Origin of the sequence: Pseudocnuella soli (assembly GCF_004347775.1) — a bacterium.
Lineage (GTDB): Bacteria > Bacteroidota > Bacteroidia > Chitinophagales > Chitinophagaceae > Flavisolibacter > Flavisolibacter aquaticus.
On sequence record NZ_CP037755.1, the window covers coordinates 1,664,169 to 1,682,357 of the forward strand.

Consider the following 18,189-nt stretch of genomic DNA (forward strand, 5'->3'; position numbering starts at 1 on the left):
ATGCTGTTAAGGGAGATAGATTTCTTAGGCAGGATAGCAATCGTAAAATGGAATTGGTTTTTCACCGAATCAATCTCTAATGTAAAACCATTATTCGGCCGATGCAAGCACTGTGTTAACGTTCGTTAACATTTATTTGCCGATAATATGTTATGTTTTATCAATGTGAATGCTAAGCGCAATTAATTACGCAGTGTTATCGTTAATTGGAGAGTTTTTTGCAGGCTGGAAAGCCGCCAAAATCATTTAGCCCATTTAACCGTGTTTATGTTGCATACCCAGAAAGCCCTGCTTTTAATCCGTTTTTTGTTGGTTGGTTTCCTACTATCGGCACTTCAGCCCGTTCATGCCCAGCGGCCGCTCAACCTGAGCGACCACGACAACAAGCCTTATTATTTTGGTATCACACTTTCCACCAACCTGTCGCGGTTTCAAAGCGAGCTGCACCCACGGTTCCTGAACCAGGACAGCATCCTGGTGGCCGAACCCATGAATGGCGGCGGCTTTGCGCTGGGGTTGCTGGGTACCTTAAAACTCACCAACCGCTTCGAGGCACGCTTTAACCCGCAGCTGGCTTTTTTGGATCGCGGTGTGCACTACAAACTGCGCTACGCTGATTTTGACCAAAAAACAGAACGCGACCAAAAAGTGGAATCGGTGCTGGTAACGCTGCCGCTGCAACTAAAGTTCAATTCCGACCGCATCGGCAATTTCCGGGTATACCTGGTAGGTGGCGGCAAGGTAGATTATGACTTGGCCTCCAATGCCCGTGCCCGCAAGGCCGATGATATTTTAAAACTCGACAAAGCCGATTACGGCCTGGAAGGCGGCGTTGGATTCAATTTTTATTTCCCGTCTTTTATTTTTTCGCCGGAGATCAAGATCAGCAACGGCATCCGCAACATACATGCCCGCAACCCCGGTTTGCAATACTCCAATGTGCTGGATAAAATGCAAAGCCGCATGATCATGTTTTCCATCCACCTGGAAGGATAAGCGTATAATTCAAAAGGCAAAGGTCAAAACCTAAAAGTGAAAGGAGTAATCCTGACCAACTTATGGGTTTTGACCTTTGCCTTTTAACTTATACGCCTCGATTAATAGTCCACCTCAAAATCATCAAACACCGCCTTGGTGCCTTCCGGCCCGCGGGCAGCTACGCCAATGCGCAGGGCCCGGTCCCAGGGTGGCAGGTGGCTGCCGCTAACCGGCTGGTTGTTGATTGGTGTAAATGAACGGCCGTTAGTGCTGTAGCCAAACACAAAGCTTTTCCCGCCGGTGCAGCTTACCTGCAAGTGCACTTTTTTGCCGCCACGTAGTTGTATTGCGTTCAAGGTGCTGTCGCGGCCGTTGCGCAGGCTTACCAGTTTGATGCTGTCGTTTGTATAATATAAGGTCAGCGTATTGCGTTCGTCGCCCAGCACCGCCAGGCCGGCCGCAGCGTTGCCTTTGCGGGGCCGCACCACCACCGAAGCTGTGTAGCTGCCGCGCAATGTTTTTTGCCCTGCAAAATGCCCCGACGCTGTGGGCAGCGCATTCAGGTGCAGTTCGCCACCGCTCAGGGCAAACGAAGGTTTTTGAAAAACGTTCCATTCCCAATAGTGGGGCAAGGCATTACCACGAAAGGCGTCTTTCCGGTCGGCCACCTGGCGCACCACTTTGTTTTCATCCTGTACAAATTCAACCCACCCATCAGGCGTAAACCTGAACTCTTGCAGCAATCCTTCGCGGCCGGTAAACACCGTCGATGCCGTATTGTATCCATGATATAAAAAGTAGTATTTGCCATCCCGTTCTACCGGCGTACCATGGCCGGGGCACCGCCATTCATCGGTATGTGCGAGTACAGGATTGCGGCTAAATTTTTCCCAGGGGCCCATCAGGTCTTTGGCGCGGGCCACACCCGATGCATAAGTGCAGCCGGTGCCGCAGCAACCGGCTGCAGCATAAAAAGCATAGAAATAATCGCCGTGGCGCATCATAGCCACGCCTTCCACCAGGTTGGCTTCCCATGGCGCTTCATTGCGAAACAGTTCCCTTTTTTCGCCCAGCACCGCAGTCCGCTCTTCGTTCATTTCCTGTATCCAGATGGGTGTAGGCTTGCCCACACTGTTGCCGTCCTCTTTCCAAATCATGTGCAGCTTTCCCGCTTTGTCGCGCATGGGAAAAGCGTCGATTGAGCCGGCAGCTTCGCAAATCAGCGGGCCGTGGTCGCGGTACGGACCTTCGGGCCGGTCGGCGCTGGCAACGGCTACGCACAAGTTTCCGCCCTTTTTATGTGCCGAATAATACACGTACACTTTACCGTTATCGTACGAAATTTCAGGTGCCCAAAAATAATAGTCAGCCCAGGCGGGCGGCTCTTTAAATACGTGGCCTACAGTGGTCCAGTCGGTGAGGTTTTTTGAACGGAGCAGCGGGAAAATGGGCGTCCAGTTTGAAGACGTAGCGGAGGCCCAATAAGTATCGCCGATCTTTACCACCGAAGGGTCCGGGTGGTCACCGGGCATTACCAGTTTTTGTGCAAAAGCCGTTTGTACGCAGGCAAATAATAGAAACAACAGGATTCTGATCATGGGCATATTCAATGTTTAAAATAGAGGCATGCAAGTATGTTCCAGGTAAAATTTTAGCGGCGAAAAATCTGAACTTTTTTTCGAAGGAAATCGCATTTGCAATAAAGTGGTGATGATGCTTTCGGCTGCTACTAATCACCCGACGGCCTTTTCAATTTGGCGGCAATGTTTACCGGTACGCCGAAATTGGGTGTACCATCTGCATTCCACGAAAAGCGCTGCATGCGGGGACTGCGGCGGTCGGCACAGCCGAGGCCCGGCTGCGGGTTGGCGTGGTAAATGATCCAGTCTTCTTTTCCATCCGGCGATTTGAAAAAGCCGTTGTGGCCGGGACCGTAAGCACCGTGTTCGGGTTTTTGCACAAACACAGGCTGCGCCGATTTGGTCCAGTCTTCGGCCTTCATTGGATCACCACCTTCTTTCAAAGTCATCAGGCCCAGCTTGTAATCATCGGTCCAGCACCCCGATGCGGAGAATATCAGAAACACCTTTCCGGTAGGGCCTTTCAAAATTTCCGGTCCTTCATTTACCGCAGGCGTGCCTACTTTTTCCCAATCGTAAGTGGGCGAAGAAATAAGCACCCGTGTAGAGGCGAGTGTGTATGGTGTGGCCATCTGTGCAATGTACAGCCGCTGGGTGTTGTCGGTAGCGGTTTGGTGCCCGCTCCACACCAAGTATTTTTTACCGCTATGTTCCAACACCGTAGCATCTATGGCAAAAAAATCAGCCGTCGGATCGGCCAGTTTTCCGCGGTCTTCCCATTTGCCCGCAAAAGGGTCGGGCGATGTATTTTCCAGCACAAAAGTGCGCTGTGTAGCCAGGTCGGGCGAAGCGCCGGCCGTGTAATACGCATACCATTTACCATCGAGGTAATGCAGCTCGGGTGCCCAAATGTTTTGTGAATTGGGCCCGGTGGCTGGTTTGCTCCAAATTACCTGGTTGGTGGCCTTGCCCAGCTCCGACATGGCCGTGGTGCGCCACACCCTGATGCGGTCGCCGGTGGTATGTGTGTAATAGTAATAACTGTCTTTTTGCGCCACCCACGGATCGGGGCCCGCGGGCAGCAACGGGTTCGAAAAAAGCGAGTCTTTTACCACTGGGTTGGGAACGTACGGATCGGGCGTATTGGCCGATTTTTGTTTGGAACATGCCACTGCCATTGCCAGCAGCAGCACATAGCCAAAGCTTTTTTCCATGATGTACAGCATCGTCAGGTTCATTGGTGTTTATTGGCAAAATGGTGCCGGCTGGTGCAGTACCGCAACCCCATTTTTTACAAAAAAATGCAGCTTATACTGGCTGGCAACCGCGTATTGCAGGGCAGCAGGAAGGTAAAGCAGAATAACAGGAATGAAAAAAGAAGATGCACCAGTACATCTTGCATGGTGCATCTTCGTCAGCTCTGGCTGATTAAAAGCCCGGGTTCTGTTTTATGTTTGGATTGATGTCCACATCCCTTGTAGGAATAGGCAAAAACAGGTCGCGTGGAAACTGGAAATTGGCAAAGCTTGGGTCGCGGGCTACCAGCACCGCCGGTGCATTGGTGGAGAGGTAACCAAACCGAACCAGGTCGGGCCAGCGCCAGCCCTCGCCGGTAAGTTCGGTCAGGCGTTCGTGTTCGATCTGGCTGCGGAAAGCATCTTTGCCTAAACCCGGGCGGGCCGCTGTAAGGGTTGCAAGGCCGGCACGCTGGCGCACCCGGTCTACATATTGGTAAGCGTCGCCGGTACGGCCCACTTCGTTCAGCACTTCGGCATACATCAGCAGCACATCGGCATAGCGGATGTAGCGCCAGTTGTTTTTGGAGCGAAAGCCTTCGTTATTTTTCCAATGATCGTTCAGGAATTTGCGAAAAAACACGCCTTCTTTATTCAGGCCACCCACATTGTTCCAAACCTGTCCATAGAGCTGTGTAAAATTGGGTCCCCGCACATCGGTCGAATCGTACAAAAATGTGGCTTCCAGCCGTGGGTCACGGGCACCGGTAGTTGTTTTTTCGCGGTGAAAAACGCTGACGATCCAGCGACGTGCTTCAATATCCTGGTAACCCACCGGCTTGGGCGCCACAAATTGCGCCAGCGAAGAGCCGTAGTTCTGGTTCGGATCCTGCAGGTCATCGTCGTGGGTTTCGGTAGTATTTTCTTCAAACTGCCATTCAAAAACCGATTCGCGGTTATTCTCGGTCGTTACTAAAAAGTTGTCGCGGTAACTGGGCATCAGGCTGTACACGTTTCGGCCTTCGCCCTCCACCAGCCACTGCAGTGCGGTTAGTGCTTCGTTCCAAAGCTTTTGCTGCATATACACTTTTGCCAACAGCGCATAAGCAGCACCTTTTGTAGCACGGCCCACTTCCGATGCCGGGTAGGTGGCCGGCAACACCGTAGCAGCCTCGTTCAGGTCGGTGGCTATTTGTGCAAACACCTCGGCCTGCGTGGCTTGCGGTGGCAGCGCACCGGCTGTGGATGGCTCCAGTAAAAAAGGCACATTTCCATAGAGTATTGCCAGGTGGAAATAATACAGGCTGCGCAGGAATTTAGCCTCAGCAATCACCCGCTGTTTCATGGTTTCGTCCATGTTGATTTTAGGCACATTCACAATCACCTGGTTGGCCCTGAAAATGCCCTGGTAATTATCCTGGTATACATCGGCTGTAAAAAACCAGTTGTAGTCGGTGATGTTGAATTTATCCAGCGCGTTGGCCAGTTCAAAGAAAGGAGAGGTGCTGTAGCCCACATCGCCACGGGCCAGCAAAAACATGGGCATGTAGCGGGAGATGGCACCACGATGCAGCACGCTGTAAACAGCATTTACACCCAAAACCGCATCGCCGGAATTTTGCCAGAAATTTTCAATGGTGGGCGCATTGGGGTTGGGTATGTCCAGCTTTTTCTGGCATCCCGCAACACTCAGCGCCGTTATAATGAATAAGACCAATAATTTTTTCATGATGCTCTTTTTGCTTGTTAAACATTAAAACTCCAAGTTCAATCCCACCGAAAGAATGCGGGCCGCGGGCCAGTTACCGTTGTCAAATCCACGCTCTACAATGCTGGCACCAGTTACGTCCGGATCAATGCCCACATAGTTGGAAATGGTGAGCAGGTTTTGCCCGCTGATATACACCCGTGCATTGGAAATATTGGCCCTGCCCAGCAGCCGCTCGGGCAACTGGTACCCAAGTTCAATGTTGCGGATGCGTACATAACCGCCATCGCTGAGCCAGCGTGAGCTGTTGCCGCGGATGTTGTTGGAGATGCCCAGGTCGGCGCCCACCCCGGGTATATCGGTGCCAATGCCCAGCCGCGAATCATCGGTGTTGGTGTTGTTGGGCGTCCATGGATTGTAGGTTTTCAGGAAATTGGAGGTTTGACCGCTTTCCAAAATGCGGTACACATCGCTGTACAATTGGTAGCCAAAAACGCCCACCAGCTGCAGGTTGAGCGAGAAGCCGCCGTATGATGCGTTGAACTGCGCACCAGCCTGCAGTTTAGGCCAGGGCGAACCCACAAACTGGCGGTCGGAGTCAGTGATGCGGCCATCGCCGTTGGCGTCTTCATATTTTACATCGCCGGGTTTCGCATTGGGCTGTATCAGCTGGTTGTTTTTATCGCGGTAATTGTTGATCTCGTCCTGGCTTTGAAACAGCCCCAGAGATTTGACCAAATACCACTGGCCCACCGGCTCGCCTACCTGTGACCGGGTAAGACCGGTTTGGATATAATTGATGCCCGCACCCTGGTTGCCCACATCCAGCACTTTGTTTTTGATAGTGGTGGCGTTGAGCGAAAAATCGTATTTAAATGGATTGGCATTGTTGCGATAAGTAACCGATGCCTCAATGCCTTGGTTTTGAATAGAGGCTGCATTTACAAAAGGATCGGCATTGCCGCTAAATGCCCTGCGGCTGCCCAGGTAAAATGCAACGGGCAGGCGCACCAGCACATCGTTCGACCGGTTGCGATAGCCATCAACGGTAAGGGTTACCCGATTATTAAACAGGCTCGCTTCAAACCCGATGTTGGTGCTGATGCGTTCTTCCCAATGCAGATCGGGGTTGGCCAACACACCTTGCGTGGCTCCTAGTTGTATGCCCTGATTTACACCAAATATTACCCTTGGGTTGTTATTGATCATACCCAGGTATTCCCATGGGCCTACGGTAACTACACCCAGCTTGCCATGCGAGCCGCGGATGCGCAGGTCGTTGATCCAGGGCACATCAAAAAAGTCTTCGCGGCTGATGCGCCAGGTAGCTGCTGCGGATGGAAAAAATCCATTGCGGTAATCGGCTGCAAACCGCGAATCCTGGTCGTAGCGGCCGGTAAGCGTCAGCAGGTATTTATCGTTGTAATTATAATTGACGCGGCCCAGGTAGCCCAGAATCCGGTGTTTCGATATGCCACCAAATGCAATGGGCGTACCCGTTGCAGAAGATATGGTGGTAAAATACTGGCCGTTGATCTGGGTCAAACCATTGCGACCGCTTTCCGAACCATCGCGGTTGAACTGCTGGTCCGAAATGCCCACCACGCCATTGATGGAATGTTTGCCAAACGATTTGTTGAAGTTCAGCGTATGCTCAAACAGCAGGCTAAAAAACCTGGAGCGGTCTTCCCGCACGTTTGCATTTACATACGATTGTACATATTGCCACCGGCCCTGCTTGCGCAGCGTGTTGATGTTATCAAAACTAACCTCGGCACCGGCATTGAAGCGGTAGGTAAGCCAGTTGAGGAATTTAAAATCGAGGTAAGCATTGCCCACCAGTTTGGAAAAATTGCTGGTGCGGCGGGTAAGGTTAGCCGCAGCTATCGGGTTCCATGCATAAGTGATGGCTTTGTTGTTGCCCACGCCATAGCCTTCGGGGTTGTCGCCGGCCTGGCTCGGGTCGCGCAGCGCATCACTTTGGATGGGAATAACGGGCAGCATCTGCGGCATATCGTAAAAGGGGTTGCCCTCGCTGGGCGACTGGCCTACACTGTGGCTCAGCATCAGGTTTTCGCCCACCGTAACGCGGCCTTTGGTGGCGCGGGTATTTACCCGCAGGCTGCCCCGCTGAAAGCGGTTTTTAATAACAAAACCTGTGTTGTTGAAATAGGCGCCCGAAATCAGGTAATTGTTGCCGCTGCCACCGCCTGAAAGCGATACGTTGTAGTCGGAAATAGTGCCGGTGCGCAACACGGCATCCTGCCAGTCGGTATCAATATTGGGGTCAAATTCGCTGTCTACACTGGGCAGGGGCGTAGCGCCGGAGTTGATGTATTGTTGCCGTTGCATGGCCGCAAATTCTCTTGCGTTCATCACGTCCCAGCGTCTGGGTGCGCTTTGCCAGCCATGCTTAACCGAAGCGGCCACGCGGGCCGGGCCTTCGCGTCCTTGTTTGGTAGTAATAATGATCACACCATTTGCCGCCCTTGAGCCATAAATGGCTGCAGCCGATGCATCTTTCAATACCTGGATGGATTCAATGTCGTTGGGGTTAACCGTTGAGTTTGCATCGGCAATCATGCCGTCGATTACAAACAGCGGATCGGTGGAGGTAAACGATGCCACGCCGCGGATCTCGATGCGGGGATTGGAGCCCGGTGCGCCGGTGGTGCGAACCGTAACGCCGGCAGCAAGGCCCTGCAGTTGCTCGCCAACCGAGTTGGCCACCACGCGTTGCGCCTGTTGGGTGCTTACCACGGAGGCAGCCCCGGTAAGATCGCGGCGGCGCACTGCCTGATAGCCAATCACCACCACTTCGTTCAGCGTGGCATCGGTTACCTCCAGCACCTCACTGATGTCGGTGCCCGTAACCTGGATTTCTTTTGATTGAAAACCTACCGAAGTAACCACCAGCGTGCTGCCGGTTGGTGCGGAAATCACGAACTGCCCGTTGGCATCGGTAGTTGTTACCTGGTTGGTGCCTTTTACCGTAACAGTAGCGCCAAGCAGCAGTTCGCCAGAGGGCGAACGAAGCGTTCCGCGTACCGTTTGCTGTGCATGTGCGGCAACACACAGCAACATCGCGGCACACAAACTTAAAACAAGCTTACGTAGTCGTTTTTTCATTTTTGCAGATTGATGTGAACAGAATATTGAGGTTAAGGATGCGCAATCGTTGGCTTTAATTGTTTGTGGTTTGTGCAAATGGCAGTAACCGCATGATTGCGGCATCGGCGTTTAAAAAGTAAGATGGTAGCTTACATTATTTATTTTCATCAGACAACAGGGAAAAGCGCTTTGCTGCTTTGCTTTAGATCAATGTGACGAATTGATTTACAATGGATAAGCTTGTTTGTGCAAATAGGTAAAAGGTTTGTTGAAAATGGCATTGTAGCTGCGTTCAGACCAGCATTTTTTTACTGATACCAATGTTTAATTTACCCGATTGCTTTTATTGGCAAAACGAGAACTCCATCGTTATATAACTGTACACAATAAAAAAGCCCCCGGCAACCGGAGGCTTTCAATAAGTTTTATATAAAGCTATAATCAGTAACAGCTTAGGGCCACATGCAGGTGGCCGGACAAAACTCCGGGCCGAACAAGGTATACTTTTCCGCCATCGGCCAACACTTTTTCAATCAGCACATCCACTGCATCGGTGCTTTTACGGGCATCTTTATTCATGGGTATGGCATCGGCATACAATACGCCGTTTTTTTGATCGAGGTAAGCAGGGAAAACATAGTCTTCTTCCACCACCAGCTTCTGGCCTTTTTTCTCAAATGCGGCAGTCCAGCATTCGGTAATGCCAACCGCCAATTTGCCTTTTTGCAATGCTTCGTCCAGTTGGCGCACCAAGGCTTTTTCAGTTAGTGTTTGCCAGTCGGCCAGGTAAGGCACCATCAATTGCTGCAGCCGTGCATCGTTGCCATGCGGGTTGGCTTCAATCAGTGCAGCCGCAGTTTCGGCGTTGGGCGAAAGCTCTTTAAAACAATTGAGGTAGGGGCCAGGCGCAATTACAAAAACAGGATAGCGATAAGAGCGGCGCAAAATAGAAAGTGCATTATCTAAATGCTTTACAGCACGCTGAATGGCAGCACTTGGCGATGGATCAAACGCAGTGGCGCCATCGCTGGAAGGCGAGTTGGCCACCAGCCGCGACAGGCGCGGGCCATTGCCCAGGTAAATACCACCAAAATGCTCACCAATAGCTAGCAACAGGTATGCTTTTTCGGTACGTTTGCGTGCTGCCAGTTGCCGCACGGCAAAGCTGTTGCCCACCACGATGGTTTCCTGCACCGGCATGTTCCAGTAATGCAGTTTGACTCCCTGCGGGGTTACTTTAATGGCGAGGCTTTTCTTTTGATTGTTGTACTCCACACCGGCCAGCGCTACCTGCAGGTGCATCATCATTTGGCCTACCACTTCGGGTGCCAGCGATTGATTTTGCAACTGCTCCGCAGCCCGGGCAGCCATCTGGCGCAGGTTGGCTTCAATTTTTTCCTTGCTGGTAATTTTTGGCTCAAACGGAATCAGCAGCGATAAAACAACTTCCTCATTGCCCGATACAGCAACAGAAGCATCATTTACTTGCAGATGGGTGGTCATAGGTGTTGTTTTTTGGTTAAGCGGTAAGCAAAATGCGCGGGCAGGATGTTTCGTATTTCGTTGTGCAAAGGTATCTCATTTAAGCCCGTGTCGCTTGTTAAAAGGAGCCTAAGAGCCCGGTTTTTTACCGGGAAAAAGCAGTTATTTTTTTCGTTCACCTGACTAAAATCATTGTTTAAAAAAAAAGGGTCTTTTCTGGTAAATGAAAACAGAAAAGACCGGGAAGTTGATGCTGCAAAATCTGCGCCGCCAATTCGTGATTGACGTTTTTAAAGAGTGAGAAAAAGGCTGCGAAAACAAACCGTGCAACGGTAGCGGTCGGCCGTTTGTCCTTGTTGGGTCGTGCAGTTGGGCAAACTGATGTATTTTTCCACCCTGCCGCAAACGGCTGTATTTTATTTTGGCTGCAATGAGATTGATTTTACTGTTGTTTGTAATGGTGCTGCTCCAGGCAAAGCTGCAGGCCCAGGCCTGCAACAACCCGGGGCAAACACCCAGCACAGCTTTCCCGGTGTGTGGCACTTCTGTTTTTTCGCAGGCCACTGTGCCCCTGTGTGCCGGCCGCACAATGCCTTCACCATCCTGCCCCGGCGAGGGCCTGGCCGATGTCAATCCTTATTATTACAAATTCACCTGCTTTGAATCAGGCACGTTGGGCTTTTCCATAAAACCCCGCACCAACAGCGATGATTACGATTGGGAAGTGTATGATATTACCGACCGCGACCCCAACGATATTTATACCGATGGGGCAATGAAAATTGCCTCCAACTGGAGCGGCGAAGGTGGCGAAACAGGTGCCGGACCCAACGGTCGTAGCCTGCATATTTGTTCGGGCTTTGGTAAATCGGTGTGGAGTTCGATGCCCCAATTGCAAAAGGGGCACAACTACCTGATTATGATCTCGCATTTTACCCAATCGCAAAGCGGCTACGACCTCGAGTTTAAGGGCGGCACTGCGGTGATCACCGATCCCGACCCGCCGGCAATGGAAGCAGCCGAAGCGCATTGTAGTGCTCAAACCATCAGGCTGCGCCTCAACAAAAAACTGCTGTGCAGTTCGCTGGCATCCAATGGGTCTGATTTTGTGATCATGCCCGGTAATCATGTCATCACCGGTGCATCATCGCCTTTTTGCAACAATGGATTTGATACTGATTCCATCGACATCAGGCTGCAAAGCCCGCTGGACCCCGGCAATTACGAGTTGCACATCAAAAAAGGAACGGACAACAATACGCTGCTCGATTATTGCGGCACCGCTATTCCCGATGGTCAATCGCTTTCCTTTAAAGTGGAGCCTGCATTGCCTACACAGCTCGATAGCATTGCGCCGGTAGGGTGCAACCCCAGCCAGTTGCAATTGGTATTTAAAAAACCTGTTTTTTGCAATACTATTGCTCCAAACGGCTCTGATTTTACCATCGTTGGGCCGTACCCCGTACGCATTACTGGTGCTGCAGGCAATTGCGCAGGTGGTGTTTCCAAAATCATTACGCTTACACTTTCGGCGCCCATGCAAGATGCCGGCGATTTCAGGGTGGTGCTGAGCCGCAATGCAGGTGGCGGCACCATTGTAGATGAATGCGGTTTTGAAATACCGGAAGGCTCTGTTGGTTTTAGTGTAGCCGACACCGTTAGTGCCGCATTTACCCATACCATTCAATACGATTGCGAAGTAGACAACATTCAGTTTACACATGCCGGCGGCCGCGGTATTACCAGCTGGGACTGGAACCTGGATGATGGCCAGCGAAGCACGATACAAAACCCCGTGGGCCGTTACGAGATTTTCGATACCAAAAACATAGGCCTTAAAGTAACCAATGGCGTATGCAGTGATAGCGTTGGCGTAACAATTGCGCTGGCAAATGCACTCACGGCCGACTTCATGATGCAGTTTGCAGAAGAATGCCCCAACGAGCCGGTGCAATTTTCGAGCACTGCCAACGGCCGTGGCTTGGTGCACCATTGGGATTTTGGCGATGGCGCCACATCCACCGAGGCATCGCCGGTGCACCGGTTTGCTGCACCGCTGCGTACCCGCAATTATGAGGTAAAGTACACCGTAATCGACAGCTTTGGTTGTTCCAAAACGGCCACCAAGCCCATTTCCATTTACAGCAGTTGCACCATCCATGTGCCCACCGCGTTTACACCGGATGGTGACGGTCGCAACGATGTATTCCGGCCGTTGAACGTGGTAAAAGTGGACGCGTATGAATTTGTGGTGTACAACCGCTGGGGCCAGGAAGTGTTCCGTTCGAAAGATGCCCGCAGGGGTTGGAACGGCACCATTGGCAACATACCGCAGGGCACCGGCACTTATGTGTGGATGATGCGCTACCGCGAACAAAACAGTGGACGAATGGTAGAACGCAAGGGTAGTTTTGTGTTGCTCCGGTAACCAGGAACCAGTGATTTGTATGATGGGGAAGGATTGATATGATTGGTGTGCAATAGTTATTGAACCGTGTTGTAATGCAGCACGGTTTTTTTATTTGTAGTTGCAGGCGGTTTATATGCCGTACCAACTGGAGCAGCATTGTTAATTTTGCGTTTGTTTACTTTCAAAAAAAATAAAGGGTATTCACATGGGAGTATCCTTTAAATCCTTTCCAATCATACAAATCACCCGTTCATGAAACTCAGCGTCAATATCAATAAACTTGCAACGCTGCGCAACAGCCGTGGCGGCAACAACCCCGATGTAGTAAAATCCGCCGTTGATGCGCAGCGTTTTGGTGCGGATGGCATCACCGTGCACCCCCGTCCCGACGAACGCCATATACGCTACAGCGATGTGCGGGAAATCAAAAACATCATCACCACCGAATTCAATATTGAAGGCAACTCGCAGGAGCAAAAATTTGTGGACCTGGTGCTGGAAGTGCAGCCCCACCAGGTAACGCTGGTGCCCGATGCGCTGGGCCAGATCACCTCCAATCACGGTTGGGACACGGTGCGCCATAAAGATTACCTCAAAGAGATCATTGCCGTTTTTCAAAAAAGGGGCATCCGTGTTTCCATATTTGTCGATCCCCTGGTGGAAATGGTGGAAGGCGCAGCCGAAACCGGCACCGACCGCATAGAGCTGTACACCGAAGCTTATGCTCATGGCTTTGCTGCCGGCAACCGGGAGGCGGCCATTGCACCGTATGTAGCTGCTGCTAAAAGGGCTACTGAACTGGGCCTTGGCCTCAATGCCGGCCACGACCTAGACCTGCATAACCTTAAATATTTTGCGCAGCAAATTCCTGCGCTTGACGAGGTAAGCATTGGGCATGCACTCATCTGCGATGCCATTTACCTAGGTTTTGAAAATACCATCCAATTGTACAAGCGGCAGTTGCAGTAGTGTAGGTTTTGTAAGTAAATCAACCGCTGCTGTTTGTTGGAGCCCGCTTGGTATTTAGGTGCTGAGCATGTTTTGGTCATTGCAGGTAATGCAATACCATTCTGCTTTTTGCCGCCCGTGGTATGTTATTTGTTCCCGCATTGCTACAACAAATAACCCCCTTATATGAGCGCTAAGACAAACCAACGCGAAAACACAGTTACGGAAGAGCGGGAATTGTATGACAATGCCTGGGTGGTGGCACCCGGCATCTGGCGACTGAAAGATCTTTTTGTCAATATGTACATCATCCAGCATCAGGATACACTGGACTGGGTGCTGGTGGATGCCGGCCTGAAAACCTCGGCCGATAAAATTCGCAAACTGGCTGCACATGTTATTGGCAGCAACATTAGGCCTGCAGCCATCATCATGACCCATGCGCATTTCGATCATCGCGGTGCGCTGGAAGAGCTGGCTGCGGAATGGCAGGTGCCGGTGTATGCACACCACCAAGAGCGGCCTTACCTCACTGGTGCCGCATCGTACCCGCCACCCGACCCTGCAGTGGGCGGCGGCGCCATGGCGGTGCTTTCATTTGCTTATCCCAAATACCCCATCGATATTTCGGAGTATTTATATGAGCTGCCGCTGGATGGCTCCATTCCAAAACTGCCCGGATGGAAATGGATACATACACCCGGGCACACGCCAGGGCACATCAGTCTGTGGCGCGAACGGGATGGCGTGCTCATTGCCGGCGATGCTTGTGTAACAACGGTGCAGGAATCGCTGATTTCGGTGGTTACCCAAGCCAAATTTATGAGCGGACCACCCAAATATTTCACGCCTGATTGGGGCGCAGCAGCCCGCTCAGTGCGGGAACTAGCCGCCCTGCAACCTTCGATAATAGCCACCGGCCACGGCCAAAGCATGTATGGCCCCGAAGCCAGCAAGGCGCTCACTAAATTATCAAAAGACTTTTGGCAGCGCGGCATACCTGCTACCGGCCGGTATGTGAAGGAATCCGCTTTGTTTGATACAGATGGCGTGCCCTCGTTTATTCCCAAACACAAAGGCATCATGCTCAAACGCATCCTCACGGCGGCAGCGATCATGGCGGTGGGTTATGTGATTTTAAAACAAAGCAAACATGCACCGGGGCTTATGGGTAAGGTGCGCCGTGGTATCGGTAAACAGATCATAGGCAGTTCTTGGGTAGCGTTGGGTGCTGCAGCGCCGGCTTCTTCTACGGCACCGAGTATTCCGTTGATACCGGCTATTTAAGAACAAGGTTTACAAGTGCCTTTATACAAGCATGGCTCTTGTTTTGCTTTTTCTTTTATGCAAAACAGTAGGCATAAAATCAATCACAGCCTGATGATAGCGCCATTGCTGAAAGGTTTTAGTAAAGTGCAATAGATAGTTATTGTGTTAATGCACTCTTGGTAAACCGAGTTAATTCATACAAAAGGCAACAGGAAGACCTGTTGCCTTTTGTATGGTTATACAATTACCCGGCTAATTTTTCAGTTTACATTGATTGCAATCATCATTGGCATCGGTATGGACAAGCGTTCTGTTTTTTCCTATTCTTTCGCAAGGCTTCGGTAGTTCGCGCGCCCGGCAAGGTTTTGTTCCGCAATCAAACGATGCAAGAAGAAATGTTCCTTTTAAGCCGCTTAATGATTCGATGTGCGATCAACTAGAATGAAACAACCTGTAAAATTGATTATGCCATTTAGTTGATGCGTTCAATGATGCCGGCAATGCCTTGCCCACCGCCTACACAGGCAGTAACCATCCCGTACTTTTTATCGAGTCGTTTCATATCGCTCAACAACTGGATGGTAAGTTTGGCGCCGGTACAACCCAATGGGTGACCGAGTGCAATGGCACCACCATTGATGTTTACTTTTTCGGGGTCCAGCGCCGCTTCGCGAATTACTGCCAGTGCCTGCGATGCAAATGCTTCGTTCAGTTCCACCAGGTCAATGTCGCCCAGGTTTTTACCGGCTTGAGCCAACGCTTTAGGTATTGCGGCCACCGGCCCAATGCCCATGATGCGTGGATGCACACCTGCCGACACGCAGCTAACCAGGCGGCCAATGGGCTTGATGCCCAGTTTGGTGACCATACGTTCGCTCATCACCAACACAAAAGCGGCGCCATCGGAGGTTTGCGATGAGTTACCGGCCGTAACCACGCCGCCCTGCGCAAAAGCAGGCTTCAGCTTTGCCAACGCCTCCATTGAGGTATCGGCACGTGGACCTTCATCGGTATCCACCACATAATTTCGTTTTTGCTTTTTGCCCCGCTCATCGAGGTGCACCTCCTCCACATTTATGGGTAAAATACCTTCCTTGAAATATCCATTTTGGATTGCATTCAATGCCTTTTGATGCGAGTTGTAGGCAAATATATCCTGGTCTTCACGGCTTACTTTAAAATCCTTGGCAACGGCTTCGGCAGTAAGCCCCATGCTGAGGTAATAATCCGGTTCATCTTTGGCGATGGAATAAGCAGGCACTGTTTTCCACCCTGCGGTGGGCACCATGCTCATGCTTTCGGTGCCGCCGGCAATGATGACATCGGCCATGCCCATGCGAATTTTTGCCGTGGCAATAGCAATAGTTTCCAGCCCCGATGCACAATACCGGTTCACCGTCATGCCCGGCACTTCGTGGCCCAAGGCACGGGCGGCAATGATGCGCCCCACCTGCAGCCCTTGTTCCGCCTCGGGCACAGCGTTGCCCACAATTACGTCATCCACATCCTTATTTTCCAGGCCGGGCACCGATTGCATCAGGCCTTTGATCACTTCAATGGCCAGATCATCGGGCCTAAAAAAACGCAACCCGCCACGTTTGGCCTTGCCTACCGCAGTGCGGTATCCCGCCACTATATAAGCTTCCTGCATATGGTCAGAAATTTTGTAAAACATGAATTTAGGAAAAATAGTTAGTTATGCAACCAATTGGAATATCGAACCGAAAGCCAAGGAGCAAATGGACTACGAAGTGAAACGATGAATTATTAATTATGGATTATAAATTTTTGGGGCGCCTCCAAATTCATAACGCATAATTCATCATTCCTAATTTTCCTTCATCATTCTACATTCCTTGTTCCTTGTTCGATATTCTCCATCCAACTTCTCCTGTTCCTTGTTCGTCTGTTCATCTGTTCTACATTCCTACACTATCTTCGTCCTCCAATATGTATCCCCTTATTCGCCGCCTTTTTTTTCGGCTCGATCCAGAGAAAGCACACCATGTAGCCATGCAAACCCTGAAAACGGCCTGTGCTGTACCGGGTGGTTTTGCCACGGTAAAATCGCTGTATGCGCCGCCGCAGCAAGGCTTGCCGCAACAGGTGTTCGGACTTTCCTTCCGCAACCCCGTGGGACTTGGCGCCGGTTTCGACAAAAATGCGGCCTACCTCACTGAACTGGATGCGCTGGGTTTTGGTTTTGTGGAAATTGGCACCGTAACGCCGAAGCCACAAAGCGGCAATGAGCAGCCCAGGCTTTTTCGACTGGTGCAGGATGAGGCGCTGATCAACCGCATGGGTTTTAATAATGATGGTGTGGATGTGGTAGTGCAACGGTTAAAAGCATGGCGTGCCAAGCACCGCAATGCGGATCGTCCGTTATTAATAGGGGGCAATATTGGTAAAAACAAAGTGACGCCCAACGAAGATGCATGGAAAGACTATGAAACTTGTTTCAATGCATTGCATCCTTATGTAGATTTCTTCGTGGTGAACGTTTCATCGCCCAATACACCGGGCCTGCGCGAATTGCAGGAACGCGATGCGCTGCATAAAATTCTAACACATTTGCAAGGCATCAATAAAACCCTGGCGCAGCCGCGGCCCATTTTACTAAAAATTGCCCCCGATCTTACCCGCAGCCAGATTGATGATGTGATAGCGTTGGCGCTGGAAATAAAACTCGACGGGCTTGTGGCAACAAATACCACCATCAGCCGCAAGGGTCTTAAAACATCGCAGCGATCAGTTGAGCAGATCGGTGCTGGTGGCCTCAGCGGTGCACCCTTACGGGAACGGGCAACCGAAGTAGTGCAGTACCTGTGCAGCAGGCTGCAGGGACAAATCCCGGTGATTGCCAGCGGCGGCATTTTTACCGCCGACGATGCGGCTGAAAAACTCGGCGCAGGCGCAGCTCTTTGCGAAGTGTGGACCGGTTTTATCTATAAAGGCCCTTCTATTGCGAAAGATATTTGCACTGGTCTTCAGCCAAAAAAGATTTCGGCTCAATCTTAAATATCGACGTTGCTAAAGATAGTCGGAAGGCGGAAGTTGGAAGACCGAAGACAGGCACCGAAAGGATTCTTCTCCGGACTTCGGACTTCCGTCTTTCAATTTTTTTTACTGACTTAGAAATGCAATCACTTTATCCAGTTCGCGGATATAGCCATTGATGGTTTTTTCGAACTGCTTTTTTTCGCTTTCGGGCAACTCGCCGGCGGCGTATTTTAAAATGGCAATGCGCTGCTCCAATTGAAACACCAGCTCCAGGTGTGACTTTTCGGCCGACTGGCAGGCGTCCAGTTCTTTTTGCAGCCGCTCGTTTTCCTTCTTCAAACGGGCCTGCTGGCGCACCAGCAGTTGCACTTTTTCGGTTAAGGATCCGAGTTGTTGTTCCAGCGCAGGGGTCAAAAACAATAATTTTGATGGTTTGAAAAGCGGGAATTATTGATGATTCATTACTGA

The 18,189-nt window shown here is 51.0% G+C and carries 12 protein-coding genes; 5 read left to right on the forward strand and 7 right to left on the reverse strand.

The genetic code is table 11. The annotated features are described in order from the left end of the window. The first annotated feature begins 267 nt into the window (after window positions 1-267). Window positions 268-996 (forward strand): type IX secretion/gliding motility protein PorT/SprT, encoded by a 729-nt coding sequence (gene porT, locus EPD17_RS07040; protein ID WP_114235882.1) that lies wholly within the window; start codon window positions 268-270, stop codon window positions 994-996. Between the two features lie 101 nt (window positions 997-1,097). Here porT and EPD17_RS07045 read toward each other — a convergent pair whose 3' ends face one another. From EPD17_RS07045 to EPD17_RS07065, 5 genes are all read right to left on the reverse strand, one after another. Then, window positions 1,098-2,582, reverse strand: a complete 1,485-nt coding sequence (locus EPD17_RS07045) for a family 43 glycosylhydrolase (RefSeq protein ID WP_132052938.1) — start codon at window positions 2,580-2,582, stop codon at window positions 1,098-1,100. 125 nt (window positions 2,583-2,707) lie between these two features. Beyond that, the gene (locus EPD17_RS07050; RefSeq protein ID WP_204743344.1) at window positions 2,708-3,796 is read right to left on the reverse strand and encodes a glycoside hydrolase family 43 protein; all 1,089 of its coding nucleotides are present in this window, start codon (window positions 3,794-3,796) and stop codon (window positions 2,708-2,710) included. 190 nt (window positions 3,797-3,986) lie between these two features. Beyond that, window positions 3,987-5,522: a RagB/SusD family nutrient uptake outer membrane protein gene (locus EPD17_RS07055; protein WP_132052940.1), complete on the reverse strand. Its 1,536-nt coding sequence runs from the start codon at window positions 5,520-5,522 to the stop codon at window positions 3,987-3,989. A 24-nt stretch (window positions 5,523-5,546) separates the two neighbouring features. After that, on the reverse strand, window positions 5,547-8,630 hold the full coding sequence (locus EPD17_RS07060) for a SusC/RagA family TonB-linked outer membrane protein (protein WP_204743346.1): 3,084 nt from the start codon (window positions 8,628-8,630) through the stop codon (window positions 5,547-5,549). Window positions 8,631-9,053: 423 nt separating this feature from the next. Beyond that, window positions 9,054-10,115 carry a baeRF3 domain-containing protein gene (locus EPD17_RS07065; RefSeq protein WP_132052944.1) on the reverse strand — a complete coding sequence of 354 codons (1,062 nt, stop codon included), beginning with the start codon at window positions 10,113-10,115 and terminating at the stop codon, window positions 9,054-9,056. 409 nt (window positions 10,116-10,524) lie between these two features. Here EPD17_RS07065 and EPD17_RS07070 point away from each other — a divergent pair, with 409 nt between their 5' ends. The 3 genes from EPD17_RS07070 to EPD17_RS07080 all read left to right on the forward strand — a co-directional run bounded on the left by EPD17_RS07070 (window position 10,525) and on the right by EPD17_RS07080 (window position 14,739). Continuing rightward, the gene (locus tag EPD17_RS07070) at window positions 10,525-12,522 is read left to right on the forward strand and encodes a PKD domain-containing protein (protein ID WP_132052946.1); all 1,998 of its coding nucleotides are present in this window, start codon (window positions 10,525-10,527) and stop codon (window positions 12,520-12,522) included. Window positions 12,523-12,756: 234 nt separating this feature from the next. Beyond that, the gene (locus EPD17_RS07075) at window positions 12,757-13,473 is read left to right on the forward strand and encodes a pyridoxine 5'-phosphate synthase (RefSeq protein ID WP_132052948.1); all 717 of its coding nucleotides are present in this window, start codon (window positions 12,757-12,759) and stop codon (window positions 13,471-13,473) included. A 165-nt stretch (window positions 13,474-13,638) separates the two neighbouring features. Beyond that, window positions 13,639-14,739: an MBL fold metallo-hydrolase gene (locus EPD17_RS07080; protein WP_132052950.1), complete on the forward strand. Its 1,101-nt coding sequence runs from the start codon at window positions 13,639-13,641 to the stop codon at window positions 14,737-14,739. Between the two features lie 454 nt (window positions 14,740-15,193). Here EPD17_RS07080 and EPD17_RS07085 read toward each other — a convergent pair whose 3' ends face one another. Next, window positions 15,194-16,396: a thiolase family protein gene (locus EPD17_RS07085; protein WP_317126719.1), complete on the reverse strand. Its 1,203-nt coding sequence runs from the start codon at window positions 16,394-16,396 to the stop codon at window positions 15,194-15,196. 275 nt (window positions 16,397-16,671) lie between these two features. Here EPD17_RS07085 and EPD17_RS07090 point away from each other — a divergent pair, with 275 nt between their 5' ends. Further along, on the forward strand, window positions 16,672-17,739 hold the full coding sequence (locus EPD17_RS07090) for a quinone-dependent dihydroorotate dehydrogenase (protein WP_132052952.1): 1,068 nt from the start codon (window positions 16,672-16,674) through the stop codon (window positions 17,737-17,739). A 105-nt stretch (window positions 17,740-17,844) separates the two neighbouring features. On the opposite strand, the gene EPD17_RS07095 is transcribed toward EPD17_RS07090, so the two are convergent. Next, window positions 17,845-18,135: a hypothetical protein gene (locus tag EPD17_RS07095; protein WP_132052954.1), complete on the reverse strand. Its 291-nt coding sequence runs from the start codon at window positions 18,133-18,135 to the stop codon at window positions 17,845-17,847. Window positions 18,136-18,189 lie beyond the last annotated feature (54 nt).